This window comes from Streptomyces sp. NPDC091649 (genome assembly GCF_044756785.1).
GTDB lineage: Bacteria > Actinomycetota > Actinomycetes > Streptomycetales > Streptomycetaceae > Streptomyces.
The window spans coordinates 1,041,451-1,059,045 of sequence record NZ_JBIVTR010000001.1; the positions used below are offsets into that span (position 1 = coordinate 1,041,451).

The 17,595-nt window shown below is 72.0% G+C and carries 15 protein-coding genes; 7 read left to right on the forward strand and 8 right to left on the reverse strand.

All coding sequences use genetic code 11. The features are described 5' to 3' along the window. Window positions 1-64: 64 nt before the first annotated feature. Both ACIQMU_RS04490 and ACIQMU_RS04495 read left to right on the forward strand, forming a co-directional pair. A complete protein-coding gene (locus tag ACIQMU_RS04490) occupies window positions 65-1,327 on the forward strand; it encodes a nucleotide sugar dehydrogenase (protein ID WP_402688191.1) in 1,263 nt (420 codons plus the stop codon). Window positions 1,328-1,582: 255 nt separating this feature from the next. Next, complete coding sequence (locus ACIQMU_RS04495; protein WP_402688192.1) at window positions 1,583-2,248, forward strand: hypothetical protein; 666 nt, start codon at window positions 1,583-1,585, stop codon at window positions 2,246-2,248. Window positions 2,249-2,322: 74 nt separating this feature from the next. Here the strand turns inward: ACIQMU_RS04495 and ACIQMU_RS04500 are convergent, their stop codons facing one another. The 4 genes from ACIQMU_RS04500 to ACIQMU_RS04515 all read right to left on the reverse strand — a co-directional run bounded on the left by ACIQMU_RS04500 (window position 2,323) and on the right by ACIQMU_RS04515 (window position 6,821). Next, a complete protein-coding gene (locus ACIQMU_RS04500; RefSeq protein ID WP_097870356.1) occupies window positions 2,323-3,447 on the reverse strand; it encodes a GuaB3 family IMP dehydrogenase-related protein in 1,125 nt (374 codons plus the stop codon). A gap of 266 nt (window positions 3,448-3,713) precedes the next feature. Further along, window positions 3,714-5,216 (reverse strand): IMP dehydrogenase, encoded by a 1,503-nt coding sequence (gene guaB, locus ACIQMU_RS04505; protein ID WP_402688193.1) that lies wholly within the window; start codon window positions 5,214-5,216, stop codon window positions 3,714-3,716. A 139-nt stretch (window positions 5,217-5,355) separates the two neighbouring features. Continuing rightward, the gene (locus ACIQMU_RS04510; protein WP_030579717.1) at window positions 5,356-5,931 is read right to left on the reverse strand and encodes a sigma-70 family RNA polymerase sigma factor; all 576 of its coding nucleotides are present in this window, start codon (window positions 5,929-5,931) and stop codon (window positions 5,356-5,358) included. Window positions 5,932-6,209: 278 nt separating this feature from the next. After that, window positions 6,210-6,821, reverse strand: coding sequence for a response regulator transcription factor (locus tag ACIQMU_RS04515; RefSeq protein ID WP_003948568.1), 612 nt, complete (start codon window positions 6,819-6,821; stop codon window positions 6,210-6,212). Between the two features lie 453 nt (window positions 6,822-7,274). Here ACIQMU_RS04515 and ACIQMU_RS04520 point away from each other — a divergent pair, with 453 nt between their 5' ends. Further along, on the forward strand, window positions 7,275-7,613 hold the full coding sequence (locus tag ACIQMU_RS04520; RefSeq protein WP_352240279.1) for a WhiB family transcriptional regulator: 339 nt from the start codon (window positions 7,275-7,277) through the stop codon (window positions 7,611-7,613). Between the two features lie 185 nt (window positions 7,614-7,798). On the opposite strand, the gene ACIQMU_RS04525 is transcribed toward ACIQMU_RS04520, so the two are convergent. Next, the gene (locus ACIQMU_RS04525; protein ID WP_352240278.1) at window positions 7,799-8,689 is read right to left on the reverse strand and encodes a LysR family transcriptional regulator; all 891 of its coding nucleotides are present in this window, start codon (window positions 8,687-8,689) and stop codon (window positions 7,799-7,801) included. Between the two features lie 80 nt (window positions 8,690-8,769). On the opposite strand from ACIQMU_RS04525, the gene ACIQMU_RS04530 reads away from it, so the two are divergent. The 3 genes from ACIQMU_RS04530 to ACIQMU_RS04540 all read left to right on the forward strand — a co-directional run bounded on the left by ACIQMU_RS04530 (window position 8,770) and on the right by ACIQMU_RS04540 (window position 12,099). Continuing rightward, window positions 8,770-9,438, forward strand: coding sequence for an MOSC domain-containing protein (locus tag ACIQMU_RS04530; RefSeq protein WP_402688194.1), 669 nt, complete (start codon window positions 8,770-8,772; stop codon window positions 9,436-9,438). 171 nt (window positions 9,439-9,609) lie between these two features. Continuing rightward, complete coding sequence (locus tag ACIQMU_RS04535; protein WP_402688195.1) at window positions 9,610-11,187, forward strand: PQQ-binding-like beta-propeller repeat protein; 1,578 nt, start codon at window positions 9,610-9,612, stop codon at window positions 11,185-11,187. A 138-nt stretch (window positions 11,188-11,325) separates the two neighbouring features. Continuing rightward, the gene (locus ACIQMU_RS04540) at window positions 11,326-12,099 is read left to right on the forward strand and encodes an SDR family NAD(P)-dependent oxidoreductase (protein WP_352240276.1); all 774 of its coding nucleotides are present in this window, start codon (window positions 11,326-11,328) and stop codon (window positions 12,097-12,099) included. Between the two features lie 331 nt (window positions 12,100-12,430). On the opposite strand, the gene groL is transcribed toward ACIQMU_RS04540, so the two are convergent. The 3 genes from groL to ACIQMU_RS04555 all read right to left on the reverse strand — a co-directional run bounded on the left by groL (window position 12,431) and on the right by ACIQMU_RS04555 (window position 15,712). Continuing rightward, on the reverse strand, window positions 12,431-14,056 hold the full coding sequence (gene groL / locus ACIQMU_RS04545) for a chaperonin GroEL (RefSeq protein ID WP_352240275.1): 1,626 nt from the start codon (window positions 14,054-14,056) through the stop codon (window positions 12,431-12,433). 98 nt (window positions 14,057-14,154) lie between these two features. Beyond that, window positions 14,155-14,463 (reverse strand): co-chaperone GroES, encoded by a 309-nt coding sequence (gene groES / locus ACIQMU_RS04550; RefSeq protein WP_003966899.1) that lies wholly within the window; start codon window positions 14,461-14,463, stop codon window positions 14,155-14,157. A 295-nt stretch (window positions 14,464-14,758) separates the two neighbouring features. After that, window positions 14,759-15,712, reverse strand: coding sequence for a polysaccharide deacetylase family protein (locus ACIQMU_RS04555; RefSeq protein WP_352240274.1), 954 nt, complete (start codon window positions 15,710-15,712; stop codon window positions 14,759-14,761). Between the two features lie 168 nt (window positions 15,713-15,880). Between ACIQMU_RS04555 and ACIQMU_RS04560 the strand changes: the two genes are divergently transcribed. Then, entirely contained in the window at window positions 15,881-17,104 is a 1,224-nt protein-coding gene (locus ACIQMU_RS04560; protein ID WP_402688196.1) for a methyltransferase domain-containing protein, read from the forward strand. The last annotated feature ends 491 nt before the right edge of the window (window positions 17,105-17,595 follow it).

Consider the following 17,595-nt stretch of genomic DNA (forward strand, 5'->3'; position numbering starts at 1 on the left):
GTCTGACATTGCGCTGTCCACAGCAGTTGCGATCTTCTCTCTCCGCTCTTAGGGGGGCCTCTGTATGCCCGCAGACCTCGCCGTCATCGGACTCGGTCACCTCGGCCTGCCCCTCGCCCAGGCAGCCGTGACCGCCGGAATCGACACCGTCGGATACGACCCCGACCCACGCCCCTACGCGGAGCTCAGAGCGGGCCGCAGCCCCGTCGAGGGCACCCTCACCGCGTCCGAGGTCCGCCGGATGCTCTCCGGCGGTTTCCGGCCCACCACGAACGCCGTCGAGCTGGGCCGGGTCCGCACCGCCGTGATCTGCTCCCCCACCCCGCTCGGCGACGACCGGGCGATCGACCTGACCGCGCTCGGCGACGCCGCCCGCGCGCTGGCGGCCCGGCTGCGCCCGCACACCACCGTGCTGCTGGAGTCCGCCGTGCCGCCCGGCACCACCGAGGACTTCCTGCGCCCCCTGCTCGAAGAGGGGTCGGGGCTCGTCGCCGGCCGCGACTTCCACCTCGCCTGCTCACCGAGCCGGCTCGACCCCGGCAACCGCACCCACGTCCTGGCCAACACGCCCAAGGTCATCGGCGGCCTCACCCCCGCCTGCACCGAGTCGGCCGCCGCCTTCTACGGACGCCTCACCGACAAGGTCGTCCGGGCCCGCGGCCCGCGCGAGGCCGAGATGACGAAGGTGCTGGAAACGAACTTCCGGCACGTCAACATCGCGCTGGTCAACGAAATGGCGGTGCTCTGCCACGACCTCGGTGTCGACCTCTGGGACGTCATCCGGTGCGCCGAGACCAAGCCGTTCGGCTTTCAGCCCTTCCGCCCGGGGCCCGGCGTCGGCGGGCACGGCGTCCCGGTGGACCCGGGCTGCCTGCCCTACAGCACCCGCACCCCCGGACACCCGCTGCGGATGGTCTCCCTGGCCCAGGAGATCAACGACCGGATGCCCAGTTACGTCATCCAGCGCTGCGCCACCCTTCTGAACGAGCACGGCAAGTCCGTCCGGGGCGCGCGCGTGCTGCTGCTCGGCGTCACCTACAAGCCCGACAGCGCCGACCAGGAGGCCGCCCCCGCCCGCGAGATCGCCACCCGGCTGATGGACATGGGCGCCCAGATCGGCTTCCACGACCCGCACGTGCTGGACTGGCGGGTGCGCGAACGCCCCGTCCCGCGCGCCGACTCGCTGTACGAGGCCGCGGCCGCCGCCGACCTGACCGTACTGCTCCAGCAGCACCGCACCTACGACCTCCAGGGCCTCGCGGTGAAGGCCCAACTGCTCCTGGACACCCGGGGGGCCACCCCGGCGGGCGCCGCGCACCGGCTCTGAGGGCCGTCCCGCGGTCCCGGCGGGCACACGACGACAGCTGCGGCGGCCCGACGCCGGCCCGCGGCGCCCCGGCCCGGCCCGTCCGGTCCAGTCCGCGAACACCCCGTCCACCTGGTGGACGGTTACGGACCGTGACGTTTCGTCCGGATTACCCGTGACCGATTCCCGACCCTACTGCTACCCTGCGGCGTCACAGCGCGCACAGACGTGCGCAACCGCACACTCGTGCGGTGTCGTCCCAGGGGGAGCCCCACCGTGAGTCAGCCCGTGCAGCCGCCGAACCAGCCCCAGCAGCCCTTCGGCGGTCAGCCCGTCGACGGCAACCCGTACGCCGGCCAGCCGGGCCAGCCGGGCCCCGCCGCGCCGACCGGCAACCCCTACGGCCAGCAGCCCCCCGCCCCGACCGGCAACCCCTACGGCCAGCAGCCCCCGGCCCCGGCCGGCAACCCGTTCGCGGGTCAGCAGCCCGGTCAGAGCGCCCCGTTCGGCGGCGGCGCGCCCTTCGCCCCGGCTCCCCCGGCCCGCAACAACATCCTGCTCGGCGTGCTGGTCGCCCTGGGCGCGGCCGTCGTCGCGGGCATCCTGTACGGCGTGATCGCGGGCTCCATCGAGCGCGAGGTCGGCTACGCGGCGGTCGGCGTCGGCTTCCTGGTCGGATTCGCGGCGAGCAAGGTCGGCGGCTCCAACCCGGCGATCGTCGGCGCCGCGGCCGTCTTCTCGATCGGCGCCGTCTACCTCGGCCAGCTCGTCGGCATCTCGATGGTGCTCGCCGACGTGGCGCAGATCCCCTTCTCCGAGGTCGTGGGCGACCACTTCGACACCGTGACCGAGGCATGGTCGCAGGAGGCCGACTTCATGACCTACCTCTTCCTCGGCCTCGGCGCGATCGCCGCCGTCGGCGGCGCCAAGAAGGCCGGCTGACCGCTGTCACCGGCGGGACCACGCGGAGGGGCCCGGACCTGACGGTCCGGGCCCCTCCGCGTGACGGCGGGAGATCAGCGGCGGTGCTGCGAGTCCGCCACCGTCACCTCGACGCGCTGGAACTCCTTGAGGTCGCTGTAGCCGGTGGTGGCCATCGCGCGGCGCAGGGCGCCGAAGATGTTCATCGAGCCGTCCGGGGTGTGCGAGGGGCCCGTGAGGACCTCCTCCGTCGTCCCGACCGAGCCGAGGTCGACCAGCTTGCCGCGCGGCACGTCCTCGTGGACGGCCTCCATGCCCCAGTGGCGGCCACGGCCGGGCGCGTCCGTCGCGCGGGCCAGCGGGGAGCCCATCATGACGGCGTCGGCGCCGCAGGCGATGGCCTTCGGCAGGTCGCCGGACCAGCCGACGCCGCCGTCGGCGATGACGTGCACGTACCGGCCGCCGGACTCGTCCATGTAGTCGCGGCGGGCCCCGGCGACGTCCGCGACGGCGGTGGCCATCGGGACCTGGATGCCGAAGACGTTGCGCGTGGTGTGCGCCGCGCCGCCGCCGAAGCCGACGAGGACGCCGGCCGCGCCGGTCCGCATCAGGTGCAGGGCGGCGGTGTACGTGGCGCAGCCGCCGACGATGACCGGGACGTCCAGCTCGTAGATGAACTGCTTCAGGTTCAGCGGCTCGGCGGCGCCCGAGACGTGCTCGGCGGAGACCGTCGTGCCGCGGATGACGAAGATGTCCACGCCCGCGTCGACGACCGCCTTGGAGAACTGGGCGGTGCGCTGGGGGGAGAGCGCGGCGGCGGTGACGACGCCGGAGTCGCGCACCTCCTTGATGCGCTGCCCGATCAGCTCCTCCTGGATGGGGGCGGAGTAGATCTCCTGGAGCCGGCGGGTCGCGGACTCGACCGGCATCCCGGCGATCTCGTCCAGCAGCGGCTGCGGGTCGGCGTGCCGGGTCCAGAGACCTTCCAGGTTCAGCACGCCCAGGCCGCCGAGCTCGCCGATCCGGATGGCGTGCTGCGGGGAGACCACGGAGTCCATGGGAGCGGCCAGGAACGGCAGCTCGAAGCGGTAGGCGTCGATCTGCCAGGCGATCGAGACCTCCTTCGGGTCCCGGGTGCGGCGGCTCGGAACGACAGCGATGTCGTCGAATGCGTAAGCCCGGCGGCCGCGCTTGCCGCGCCCGATCTCGATCTCAGTCACGATGTGTGGCCTTTCCCTCTACGTCTGCGCTGACCAGTATCCCCGACGCACGGCAGGGCGGGCCCGGCGGATCGGGGTCGGTCAGGCCGCGGCGTCCGGCGCGGTGCGTCGCAAGGCGCCGGAACGTTCTCGTCGCGGAGCGATTCGGGCGTTTCGGCAACGCCGCGAGGCGCCCTGCCGGGCGTCGCGGCCCCGGCCCTGATCCGCCGGGCACGCCCTGGGGCGGTACCGGGAAGTCCGGTCCGCCCCTCACGTGCGCCGAGGTGTCACTTCCTGCTGTAGTTCGGCGCTTCGACCGTCATCTGGATGTCGTGCGGGTGGCTCTCCTTGAGACCGGCCGAGGTGATCCGGACGAAGCGGCCCTTGCTCTCCATCTGGTCGACGGAGGCGGCGCCGACATAGCCCATGGTCTGGCGGAGGCCGCCGACGAGCTGGTGGAGGACGTTGGCCAGCGGGCCGCGGTAGGGCACCTGGCCCTCGATGCCCTCGGGGACGAGCTTGTCGTCCGCGGACACCTCGGCCTGGAAGTAGCGGTCCTTGGAGTAGGACCGGCCCTGGCCTCGGGACTGCATCGCGCCCAGCGAACCCATGCCGCGGTACGACTTGAACTGCTTGCCGTTGATGAACATCAGCTCGCCCGGGGACTCCTCGCAGCCGGCGAGAAGGCTGCCCAGCATCACGCTGTCCGCGCCGGCGGCGAGCGCCTTGCCGATGTCGCCGGAGTACTGGAGGCCGCCGTCGCCGATCACGGGGACGCCCGCGGCACGCGCCGCGAGCGCGGCCTCGTAGATCGCGGTGACCTGCGGGACGCCGATGCCGGCGACCACGCGGGTGGTGCAGATCGAGCCGGGGCCGACGCCGACCTTGACGCCGTCGACACCGGCGTCGATCAGGGCCTGGGCGCCGTCGCGGGTGGCGACGTTGCCGCCGATGACGTCGACGCCGACGCTCGACTTGATCTTCGCCATCCAGTCGAGGGCGTTGCTGTTGTGCCCGTGCGAGGTGTCGACGATCAGGAAGTCGACCCCGGCGGAGGCGAGCGCCTGCGCACGGTCCAGCGCCTCGGGGCTGGCGCCGACGGCCGCGCCGACCAACAGGCGGCCCTCGGCGTCCTTGGCCGCGTTCGGGTACTGCTCGGCCTTCTTGAAGTCCTTGACCGTGATGAGGCCCTTGAGGATGCCGGCCTCGTCCACGAGCGGCAGCTTCTCGATCTTGTGGCGGCGCAGCAGCTCCATGGCCTCGACGCCGGAGATCCCGACCCGCCCGGTGACGAGCGGCATCGGCGTCATGACCTCGCGCACCTGGCGCGACCGGTCCGACTCGAAGGCCATGTCGCGGTTGGTGACGATGCCGAGGAGCTTGCCCGCGGGGTCGGTGACCGGCACGCCGCTGATGCGGAACTTCGCACAGAGCGCGTCCGCCTCGCCGAGCGTGGCGTCGGGGTGCACGGTGATCGGATCGGTGACCATGCCCGACTCGGAGCGCTTGACCAGGTCGACCTGGTTCACCTGGTCCTCGACCGAGAGATTGCGGTGCAGCACGCCCACGCCGCCCTGACGGGCCATGGCGATGGCCATCCGGGCCTCGGTCACCTTGTCCATGGCGGCCGACAGCAGGGGGATGTTCACCCGTACGTTGCGCGAGATGAGCGACGAGGTGTCGACCTCGTTGGGCAGGACCTCGGACGCGCCGGGCAACAGCAGCACGTCGTCGTAGGTCAGCCCGAGCGTCGCGAACTTCTCGGGCACTCCGTCGACGTTTGCAGTCATGACACCTTCCCCAAATGGCCTTGATCGGTGCGGATGTCCATGCTAACGGGCTCCACGGGCGTCTCATTCCACGATCAAGATCACCCGGCTGTTCTGTAGCTTCCTACAGCGCCGCCGACGGGGGTCCTCGCGGGTCTCTCTACTGCTCGGCGAGCGCGCGGAGCCTGCTGAGCGCACGGTGCTGGGCGACCCGGACCGCGCCCGGGGACATCCCGAGCATCTGGCCGGTCTCCTCCGCGGTCAGCCCGACCGCGACGCGCAGGACCAGCAGTTCGCGCTGGTTCTCCGGGAGGTTGGCGAGGAGCTTCTTGGCCCAGGCCGCGTCGCTGCTGAGCAGGGCGCGCTCCTCGGGGCCGAGGGAGTCGTCGGGCCTCTCCGGCATCTCGTCGGAGGGGACGGCGGTCGACCCCGGGTGGCGCATCGCGGCGCGCTGGAGGTCGGCGACCTTGTGGCCGGCGATCGCGAAGACGAAGGCTTCGAAGGGCCTGCCGGTGTCCTTGTAGCGCGGCAGCGCCATCAGCACCGCGACGCAGACCTCCTGGGCCAGGTCCTCCACGAAGTGGCGAGCGTCACCGGGAAGACGGCTCAGCCGGGAGCGGCAATAGCGCAGGGCGAGGGGGTGGACGTGGGCCAGCAGGTCATGGGTGGCCTGCGCGTCGCCGTCGACGGCCCGGTGCACGAGGGCACCGATCACCGTGGTTTCGTCGTCGCGCATCGGACCATGGTGCCCTGACGCCGTCCGGTCCGCTCCATCGCGTCCCGAGTTGTGCACTGAAGCGTTATGAGCGGGTGCGCCGGATGTCATGTCCTGCGCCCTCCCCTTCCGCTCGACCGAATCGTTCCTGAGGAACTCCACGACTCAAGGATGCGTCATCGGCCGGGAAGCGTCACACGGCACCGTCGAGCGGGCCCGGATACGGGGTGTGGAGCCGACGGCCCGCTCCGTGTCCCCGTCCGCCGGTCCGCGGACGGGGCGCGGCCCGGGCCCCGTCGTCAGCGGACCAGGCCCCAGCGGAATCCGAGGGCGACCGCGTGGGCGCGGTCCGAGGCCCCGAGCTTCTTGAAGAGGCGCCGGGCGTGGGTCTTGACCGTGTCCTCGGAGAGGAACAGCTCACGGCCGATCTCCGCGTTGGAGCGGCCGTGACTCATGCCTTCGAGCACCTGGATCTCCCGCGCGGTGAGCGTGGGGGCCGCCCCCATCTCGGCGGACCGCAGCCGGCGCGGGGCGAGCCGCCACGTCGGGTCGGCCAGCGCCTGGGTGACGGTGGCCCGCAGCTCCGCGCGCGAGGCGTCCTTGTGCAGATAGCCGCGGGCCCCGGCGGCGACCGCGAGCGCGACGCCGTCCAGGTCCTCGGCGACGGTCAGCATGATGATCCGGGCCCCGGGATCGGCGGAGAGCAGCCTCCGGACGGTCTCCACACCCCCCAGACCGGGCATGCGTACGTCCATCAGAATCAGATCCGAACGATCGGCACCCCAGCGGCGGAGGACTTCCTCGCCGTTGGCCGCCGTCGTCACGCGCTCGACGCCGGGCACGGTGGCCACCGCGCGACGGAGCGCTTCTCGGGCAAGCGGGGAGTCGTCGCAGACGAGGACGGATGTCATGACCGTCCTCCGCAGCTGATGCGCGTCACCTTGAGCCTCCAGGCTGATACAAGTCGTCACCAGTGCGGTTGACCCCCTCGGACATGTGCCCGAGCCGGATATACGTCAACCGCATCCGTTCCCTTAACGACGGTCACTCGAAAGGGTTACGGGTCGGGCGGCCGGGTTCGGCACTCTACGTGAAGGGCCGCACACGGAGGAGAACGGCGCGGGTGATTCACCCGTCAACCGAATCTTCACTCTGCGATACGCCCCATTCGGCACCATTTCTTCCCTTTCGGGGGTGTTTGTGGCTAGATTCGCAATCAGTCATATTTACATCTACTAGCACCGTAGATGTACGGTCGAGACTTCGGTCACACCGATCACCGACGGTCCGAACACAGCAGACCGTCGATCACAGACGGTCGAGGATGCCGCTTCCGACGCAGCACAGCTCCGAGGGGACAAGCAATGGCAGATTTCTCCCGCCTTCCCGGACCCAACGCAGACCTGTGGGACTGGCAGCTGCTCGCCGCCTGCCGAGGCGTGGACAGTTCCCTGTTCTTCCACCCGGAGGGTGAGCGCGGCGCGGCCCGGAGCGCCCGCGAGGCATCGGCCAAGGAGGTGTGCATGCGCTGCCCGGTGCGCGCCGAGTGCGCGGCTCACGCCCTGGCCGTGAGGGAGCCCTACGGCGTGTGGGGCGGCCTGACCGAGGACGAGCGCGAGGAGCTGATGGGCCGGGCCAGGAACCGGCTGATCACCGCGGCGCCCTCCGCGGCCGCCGCCGGGCCGGGCTCCGGTGGCACCTGACCCCCGCAGGCCGCACCTGAACGCAGAAACGTTTCTCCGACATCTTCAGCCATCCGGCCCGCAGCCGGCCGCGGCGGCCGCGGACCCCGGGCGGCGCGTGGTCCGCGGCGGTTCCGAACCCGGGCGGCCCATGGCGGTTCCGGACCTCCGGCGGCCCGTGGCGGACGGGCGGATCCGGCACGGCCTCAGCGGGCGGCCGTCCGTGACAGCTGGTCCAGAGTGGCAGCGACCGCCGGGACCCGGGCCAGGTCCGGCAGGGTCAGCGCGACGATCTCCCGCTCGATCGCGGGCTCGACCGCCACGGTCCGGGCCCCCTTGGGACGTACCGACTCCACGGCCAGCTCCGGCAGGACCGCCACCCCGAGCCCGGCCCCGACGAGGCCCATCACCGCCGGGTAGTCGTCGGTGGCGAAGTCGATGCGCGGAGTGAAGCCGGACGCCTCGCAGACCTCGACGAGCTGCCGCCGACAGCGTGGACAGCCCGCGATCCACGACTCCCCGGCCAGCTCGCCGATGGACACGCTCGACGCGTCGGCCAGCCGGTGCCCCTCCGGCAGCAGGCCGATCAGCCGGTCGGTGAGCAGCGGCCGGACCACCAGGTCGTCCCATTCGCCGCCGGTCGCCCCGTAACGGAACGCCAGCGCGATGTCGCAGTCGCCCTCGCGCAGCAGGTCCACCGAGCGCGGCGGCTCGGCCTCGACGAGCGAAACCCGGGTGCCGGGGTGTTCGGCGCGCAGGGCGGCCAGCGCGCCCGGGACCAGGGTGGAGCTGCCGCTGGGGAAGGAGACCAGCCGGACCCGGCCGGCCCGCAGTCCGGCGATGGCGGCCACCTCCTCCTCGGCGGCGGTCAGCCCCGCGAGGATGCCGGAGGCGTGCCGCACCAGCGCTTCGCCGGCCTCGGTGAGGCGCATCTCGCGTCCGGTGCGGATCAGCAGCGCGGTGCCGGCGGAGGACTCCAGGGCCTTCATCTGCTGGCTGACGGCGGGCTGGGTGCAGCCGAGTTCGCGCGCGGCGGCGGAGAACGAGCCGGTGGTGGACACGGCGCGCAGGACACGGAGGTGGCGAGCTTCGATCACTCCACCAGCATAAGGACATCTTGGGGGCGAGGCGAATGCGCGATGACTTGCTTTGGGCCCGGTGCGGTTAGCGTGACCGCATGAAGCTGCTGACCGTGAACACCGGCCGCCCGCGCCCCTCCGCACATACCGCCGGACCCGGAGGTCTCACCGGGATCGACAAACGACCGGTCAAGGGCCCGGTCGAGGTTGGCGACCCCGGCCCCAAGGGCGTCGGCGGCAGTGGGCTGGCCGGGGACGCGGTGTGCGACACGCGTCATCACGGCGGCAGCGACCAGGCGGTGTACGCCTTCGCCCGGGAGGAGCTCGACGCCTGGGAGCGGGAGCTGGGCGGCCGGAAGCTGGCCAACGGGATGTTCGGCGAGAACTTCACGACCCGGGGCCTCGATGTCAGCGGCGCGCTGATCGGTGAGCGCTGGCGCGTGGGGGCGGACCTCGTGCTGGAGGTGACCTCGGGACGGATTCCGTGCCGGACCTTCGCCGGGCACCTCGGGGAGGAGGGGTGGGTCCGGCGGTTCACCCGGCAGGCCGCCACCGGCGCGTACCTGCGGGTGATCGAGCCGGGCGCCGTCCGCGCCGGGGACCGTATCGAGATCGTGCACCGGCCGGACCACGAGGTCACCGCCGCCCTGCAGTTCCGGGCCGTGACGACCGAACGCACCCTGCTGCCCGCGCTGCTGGCCGCCGGGGCGGCGCTGCACCCTCAGGCGCTGCGGACGGCTCGGGAGTACGTCGCTCGGCAGGGCTGAGGGCGGACGGTCCCGTGCGCGGGAAGCCGCGGGCCGGTGGCGGCGCGTCATCCGCCGTACGGGACCCGGCCCTTGGGCGGGAACTGCATGGGTGTGCGGCGCGTCCACCATCAGTGACCCGCGCCCGAGAAGAAGTCTTCGAGCCGAGTGGCACGTCTCAGGGGGAAGACCATGCCCGATCCGCAGCAGCCCTGGTACACGCCGGGCCCGCCGCAGCAGCCCGTTCCCGGCAACCCGTACGCCTCGGAGGGCGGCGAGCCCCAGGGGTTCGGTCCGCCGACGCCCCCACCGCCGCCGCGCCGCCGCTTCGGCCGGGGGCCGGTCGTCGCCGCGGTCGTCGCGCTGGTGCTCGTGGTCGTGGCGGGAGGGACGTACGCGCTCTCCGACCGGTGGCGGGACGAGCCCGCCGAGCCCGTGGCGAAGGAGTCGCCCGGCCCCTCCGGTTCGGCGTCCCCGTCCGGTACCCCGGCGGCGGGCGGCCCGGAGCTGAGCCACATCCCGACGACGGACGAGGTCGAAGCCGCGCGGAAGCCGGGCGAGTCGGCGGCCTGGATCGTCGACGACAGGACCGACCTGCCCAAGCAGATCAACAAGGTCCACGACCTGTGGATCGTCGGTGACACCGCTGTCCAGGCCCTGCACCGGAAGGTCACGGCCTACCGGCTCTCGGACGGCGCCGAGGTCTGGAACGTGACGCTGCCCTCCTCCGTGTGCGAGACACCGGCCAACCCGACGCCCGACGGCAAGGTCGTGGTGTTCCATCACGAGCGGCCGGACAACGAGCGGGGCAACCAGTGCAACCGGATGCAGATGATCGATCTCAAGACCGGGAAGCAGGGGTGGCACAAGAAGCTCGACGAGCCCGGTGACCGGGGCCAGACGTTCATCGTCTACAGCGCCATCAGCGGCGACACCCTGTCCGTCGCCCGGAACATGGTGGCCATCGCCTACCGCATGGACGACGGGAGCAAGCTCTACGAGGTCTCCCGCGACAAGGAGCAGTGCGTCCCCAAAGCCGTGGCGGGCGGTCCCGCCCGGCTGCTGGTGAGCTCGACGTGCATGATCGACATCGACCGGAGCAAGAACTACGGCCAAGTGCGCGAGCTCGACCCGCGCACCGGCAAGGTCCTGTGGCGCCACCGGATGAGGACCGGCTGGAGCTTCGGCAGTCTGATCTCCATGGATCCGGTCGTCTTCACCACCTACAACAACGAGGACGTCGCGACCGACTGGCGGATCACGGTCCTGGACCCCGGTGGCAAGCACCGCGTCACCTTCGACGCCCGGGACAAGGGTTTCGAGGAGTGCGGCGGAGACGGGTCCGGCGCGGACATCCAGCCCTGCCGGGGCGCCGGGGTCGGCAAGGGCCTCATCATGTTGGGCGGCCAGGCCCAGGTCGGTGCGTACGACCTGAAGACCGGGAAGTTCCTGTGGGGCGTCAAGTCCGACGAGCTGCGCAGGCTGTACCCGCTCCGCGCGGAGGACGGCAGGTCGATGCTCGTCTACGAGGCGGCCTCGTCGAGCCGCCCCGGACGGACCTTCGTCATGGGCCCGCGCGGCGCCGGCACGGAGAAGGAGGTCGTGAAGCACCCGGTGGCGACCGCTCCGTACGAGTACGAGATGTCGATGGGGCACACCGCCTACGTCGACGGAAGGCTCGTCCTGACGTCGACGCACGTGAGCGGCGATGAACAGCGCAAGCCCGTACGCGAGGCGCGCATGCTGTCCTTCGCCCCCGGGTCTCCCTGACCCGTGCTGAAGGGGTCTCCCCCGGCCGGGCGGTGGGGGTCCGGCCGGGGGCGGGGCAGGAGAGGCCGGACCGTGGTGGCGGACCGGGGCGGCGGGCGGGTGAGCCGGCCCGTCACGCGGGGCACTAACGTGCCGCGTATGACGACTGCACTGATCACGGGCGCGACGGCGGGCATCGGGGCCGCGTTCGCGCGGCGGCTCGCAGCCCAGGGGCACAACCTGGTACTGGTGGCGCGGGACACCGCTCGGCTGCGCGAGCACGCCACGGAACTGCACGACCGGCACGGCATCGAGGCGGAGGTACTGAGCGCCGACCTGTCCACGGACGGCGGGATCGAAGCGGTCGAGAAGCGGCTCGCGGACCGCAGGCACCCGGTCGACCTGCTGGTCAACAACGCCGGGTTCGGCAACAAGGGGCGCTTCCTGGAGGTGTCCATGGCCGATGAGCTGACGATGCTGAAGGTGCACTGCGAGGCGGTGTTGCGGCTGACCTCGGCCGCCGTCACCGGGATGAAGGAGCGGGGCCGGGGCGCGGTGGTCAACGTGGCGTCCGTCGCGGCGTTCGTGCCGCGCGGTACGTACGGGGCGTCCAAGGCGTGGGTCGTGCAGTTCACCCAGGGCGCGGCGCGGGATCTGGGCGGGTCGGGGGTGCGGCTGATGGCGCTGTGCCCCGGGTTCGTGCGGACGGAGTTCCACGAGCGGGCCGGAATGGGCACGGACAGCATCCCGGACTGGATGTGGCTCGACGCGGACAAGCTGGTGGCCTCCGCGCTGACGGATCTGGCCCGGGGGAAGACGGTGTCGGTCCCGGACCCGCGCTACAAGGCGCTGATGGGGCTGGTCAAGGTCGCCCCGCGGGGCCTGCTCGGCGGGGTCACCTCGCGGACGGGCCGGAAGTACGGTCCGCAGTAGCCGAGGCCCGGTGGCGCTTCGGGGACCCGCCACCGGCGTGGGCGCGGTGTCTCCGCGTGGGCGCGGCGGCGCTTCGCTTCGTGGGCGCGGCGGCGCTTCGAAGACCCCGTCTCGCATCCCGGACCCGGCCGCCTCGCTTCGCGGACCCGGTGGCGCGGGCGGTCTCGCGCACCGGCACCGAGCCCGCGCACCCGTCCGGCGTCCGCGTCGGCGCCGTCCCCTTCCGCTCCGCGCGGCCGGCCAGGACGCACCGAGGCCCGGCGCCCCCGCGACGGGGGTGCCGGGCCTCATGCGTACCGGAGTACTGAAGTACCCGAAGGTACCGCGCGTACTAGTGGGAGTGGCCGTGGCCGCCGTGACCGGCGTCGGCCTCTTCCTCGGCCGGCTTCTCGACGACCAGGGTCTCGGTCGTGAGCAGCAGCGACGCGATGGACGCGGCGTTCTCCAGGGCGGAGCGGGTGACCTTGACCGGGTCGATGACGCCGGCCTTGACCAGGTCGCCGTACTCGCCGGTGGCGGCGTTGAAGCCCTGGCCCTTGTCGAGCTCGGCGACCTTGGAGGTGATGACGTAACCCTCCAGGCCGGCGTTCTCGGCGATCCAGCGCAGCGGCTCGACGGCGGCGCGGCGGACGACCGCGACACCCGTGGCCTCGTCGCCGGTCTTGCCGAGGTTGCCCTCCAGGACCTTCACGGCGTGGACGAGGGAGGAGCCACCGCCGGAGACGATGCCCTCCTCGACCGCGGCGCGGGTCGCGGAGATGGCGTCCTCGAGGCGGTGCTTCTTCTCCTTGAGCTCCACCTCGGTGGCGGCGCCGACGCGGATGACGCACACGCCGCCGGCCAGCTTCGCCAGGCGCTCCTGGAGCTTCTCGCGGTCCCAGTCGGAGTCCGTGGACTCGATCTCGGCCTTGATCTGGTTGACGCGGCCCTTGACGTCGTCGGAGTTGCCCCCGCCGTCGACGATGGTCGTGTCGTCCTTGGAGACGGTGACGCGGCGGGCGGTGCCCAGCACGTCGAGGCCGGCGCCGTCGAGCTTGAGGCCGACCTCCTCGGCGATGACGGTCGCACCGGTGAGGGTGGCGATGTCACCGAGCATGGCCTTGCGGCGGTCACCGAAGCCCGGAGCCTTCACCGCGACGGCGTTGAAGGTGCCGCGGATCTTGTTGACGACGAGGGTGGAGAGCGCCTCGCCCTCGACGTCCTCGGCGATGATCAGGAGCGGCTTGGACGCGCCGGCCTGGATGACCTTCTCCAGGAGCGGGAGCAGCTCCTGGATGGAGCCGATCTTGCCCTGGTGGATCAGGATGTACGGGTCGTCGAGGACGGCCTCCATACGCTCCTGGTCGGACACCATATACGGGGACAGGTAGCCCTTGTCGAAGGCCATGCCCTCGGTGAACTCCAGGTCCAGGCCGAAGGTGTTGGACTCCTCGACGGTGATGACACCGTCCTTGCCGACCTTGTCCATCGCGTCCGCGATGAGCTCGCCGACCTGGGTGTCCTGCGCGGAGAGCGCGGCCACGGCGGCGATGTCGGACTTGTCGTCGATCGGGCGGGCGGTCGCGAGGAGCTCCTCGGACACGGCCTTGACCGCGGCGTCGATGCCCTTCTTCAGGGCGGCCGGGGACGCGCCGGCGGCGACGTTGCGCAGGCCCTCGCGGACGAGCGCCTGGGCCAGGACGGTCGCGGTGGTGGTGCCGTCACCCGCTACGTCGTTGGTCTTGGTCGCCACCTCCTTGACGAGCTGGGCACCGAGGTTCTCGTACGGGTCGTCGAGCTCGACCTCGCGCGCGATGGTGACACCGTCGTTGGTGATGGTGGGTGCGCCGAACTTCTTGTCGATGACGACGTTGCGGCCCTTGGGGCCGATCGTCACCTTGACCGTGTCGGCAAGCTTGTTGACGCCGCGCTCAAGGGCGCGACGGGCGTCCTCGTCGAACTTCAGAATCTTCGCCATGGGCTGATCTTCCCTCTCGAACGAACTGCGCCCCTTGCCACCCGGCTAGTTATCTCGCAGGGGGCCAGGGGCGCAGAACACAAGCAAACGTGGGTGAATTACTTCTCGACGATCGCGAGGACGTCGCGGGCCGAGAGGACGAGGTACTCCTCGCCGTTGTACTTCACCTCGGTGCCGCCGTACTTGCTGTACAGGACGACGTCGCCGGTCTTGACGTCGAGCGGGAGCCGCTCGCCGTTCTCGAAGCGGCCCGGACCAACGGCAAGGACGACGCCCTCCTGGGGCTTCTCCTTCGCGGTGTCCGGAATGACCAGGCCGGAAGCCGTGGTCTGCTCGGCGTCGAGCGGCTGGACCACAATGCGGTCCTCAAGCGGCTTGATCGCAACCTTGGAGCTGGTGGTCGACACGATCCGGTCTCCCCCTTCGGAGATCTCACGGGGTTTAACAGTCTGTGGTCGGCGACCAGACCGATCCGTCGTCGCGGGTGCCGGACCTGCCCTGTCGCGCAAGGTGGTGCTGGCACTCTCCAGGGGGGAGTGCCAGCACTGAGACTATGACCGCGATTAGCACTCGGTCAAGCGGAGTGCCAATTCACCACCCTCGCGCCGTCCCGGTCCGGGCTCGGCCGGGCGCCGCCGCGGCCGGAGCCGCAGGGGACGCGGGCCGGACCGGACCGGTCGGACGCGGCCCTCGGGCTCGGCCTCAGACGTAGTCCTCCAGCTTCGCCACCGCGTACCCCTTGTCCGTGATGGTCTTCATGACCTGCCGGATCATGTCGGGCATCGAGCCCTTCCAGTCGTCCTCGCCCCGGAAATGGGTGAGCACGATGTCGCCGGGGTGCAGGTCCCGGTCCCACTCGCGCCATTCCATGTGGTCGGGGAAGGCTTCGGAGGCCCACAGGGGCACGGCGGTGATCCCGCAGGACTTGGCGACGACGAGGGTGTCGCGGTTGTAGTTGCCGTAGGGCGGGCGGAAGAGGGTGGGCCGCTTCCCGAAGTGCTTGAGGATCTTCTCCTGCTGGCCGCAGATCTCCCGCTTCTGCTCGGCGCGGGAGAGGCCGGGCAGATAGCGGTGGTTGAGCGTGTGGTTGCTGATGACCACCCCGCGCTTCTGCATCTTCCTGAAGTAGCCGTAGTCGTCGTTGGTGACGTAGTCGCTGATGAACGCGCTGTACGGGATGTCCAGTTCGGTCATCATCCGCAGCAGCTCGGGGTCCTTCTCCGCCCCGTCGTCCATCGTCAGGAAGACGATCTTCTCCTTGGTCGGGACGGTGGTGAAGACGGGCGGCAGCCCGGCGTCGTCCCGGACCTCGAACCCCTCGCGGGTGGTGATGCGGGGCTTCACCTCCGGCGGTTCGGGGGCCGCGAGCGGGGTCTTGGCCAGCCCCCACTTCTCGGCCGCGACGGCCCGTGCGGCCTGCTTCTTCCTGAGCGTCTCGGCGCGCGTGTCCAGGTCGCGGGCGGCTCCGGCCTGCGGGGCCGCCCCGCCCGGCTGACCGGCGGCGGGCTTCGCCGGCTCGCCGCCGCCCGCCGCGCCGCCGCCACCCGCCTCCGCCGCGCATCCGGAGGCGACGGCGGCGGCCAGCAGGACCGCCAGCACGACGCCCGGTCTGTGCCGCTTGACGGCTGATTGCTCTTTTTGTCGTACTAGCTGCATGGCGCCGCATCCTGCCAGCCGTCGGCCGACCGCCCGCCCCGACACCGCGACCGGGCCTGTGCGGTCCCCCGGCCGGCCCACACAGGCCCGACGGCGGCCCGTCCGGCCACGGGCGGGAGCGCGCCCGCGCGCCCGCCGCCCGCGAGCCGTGCCGGCGCACCGGCCACAATGGGCCGGGTGAACGCAACGACCCCCTCCGCCCCGGCCGACGACCCCGCCCGCGCCGCCTTCGCCGCGCTGCGCACCCCCGAGGGCGAGCAGCTGCTGGCCGAACTGCGCGACCACGACCCCGCCGACGAACTGGCCACCGCGACCCGGCTGCGCCGCACGCACCCGGCGGAGCTGGTGTCGGCGGCCCTGGGCCAGGCCCGGCTGCGGCAGCGGGCGGTGGCGAAGTTCGGGGCCGAGGACGCGCACCGGATGTACTTCACGCCCAACGGGGTCGAACAGGCCACCCGCACCTCGGTGGCCGCCCACCGCGCGGCGCGGTTCGCCGGGCTCGGCGTACGGAGCGTGGCGGACCTGTGCTGCGGCATCGGCGGCGACGCCGTCGCGCTGGCCCGCGCCGGAATCTCCGTCCTGGCCGTGGACCGCGACCCGCTGACCGCCGAGGTGGCCCGCGCGAACGCGGAGGCGCTCGGGCTCGGGGACCTGGTCGAGGTGCGGTGCGCCGACGTCACGGAGGTCGACGCGTCCCCGTACGAAGCGGTCTTCGTGGACCCGGCGCGGCGCGGCAGCCGGGGCAGGGTCTTCGACCCGGAGGCGTACTCACCACCGCTCTCCTGGGCCACGGCCGCCGCGCTGAAGGCCCCGAGGGCGGCGCTGAAGATCGCCCCGGGCGTTCCGCACGAGGCGATCGGCCCGGAGGCGGAGGCCGAGTGGATCTCGGACGGCGGCGATGTGAAGGAGGCGGTGCTCTGGTACGGGGAGGGCTTCGCGCCCGGCGCCTTCCGGGCCACGCTGCTGCCCTCCGGCGCGACCCTGACCGCCCCGGCGCCGCTGCCCGCCCCGCCCGTGGGTCCGGTCGGGCGCTATCTGTACGAGCCGGACGGCGCGGTGATCCGGGCGCATCTGGTCGCCGACATCGTGGAGCGGTGCGGAGGGCGGCTGGTGGACGAGACGATCGCGTACGTCACCAGCGATACGCGGTACTCCGCGCCGTACGTCTCCGGGTACGAGATCACCGACCGGCTGCCGTTCAACATGAAGAAGCTCAAGGCGCTGCTGCGGGAGCGTCAGGTCGGCGTGCTGACCGTCAAGAAGCGCGGCTCGGCGGTGGAGCCGGAGGAGCTGCGTCGCCGGATGAAGCTGAGCGGTCCGCACGCGGCGACGGTGTTCCTGACCCGGGTGGCGGGGGCTCCGACGATGCTGATCGGCCATCCGCTGGCCTGAACCGCCCGGCGGGTCCCGTCAGGACGCCCACCACCCAGCGACGGTGCGCCAGGGCCGTGACCGCGCCGGTCAGCGCGGTCAGCCAGGCCACCATGCCGAGGCCCATCACCAGGGCGACCAGCCCGTACGTCTCCCGGCCGGGCCGGGCGCTCGCGGGCCCGATCACGCAGAGGGCGAGCCGCACCGCGCCCAGGGCGAACGACAGCAGCAGCCAGGCGAGGCTCGTCCCGGGCATCCGCAGCCGCCGGTCGCGCTCCGGGTCCCGGTCCAGCGCACCCCAGGCGGTGAGCAGCGAGCGGACCTTCCGGTCCCGTGCGACACCGAGGCAGAGGAAGACGACGGCCGGGATCAGCACCGTCACGCCGATGACCAGGCTGACGATTCCGCCGACGACGCTGGTGAAGTCGACCAGATCGATCGCCTGCTCGAACATGACGATTCCGGAGCCCGCCAGGGACCAGCCGATCGCGACGAGCCCCGCCCACATCCAC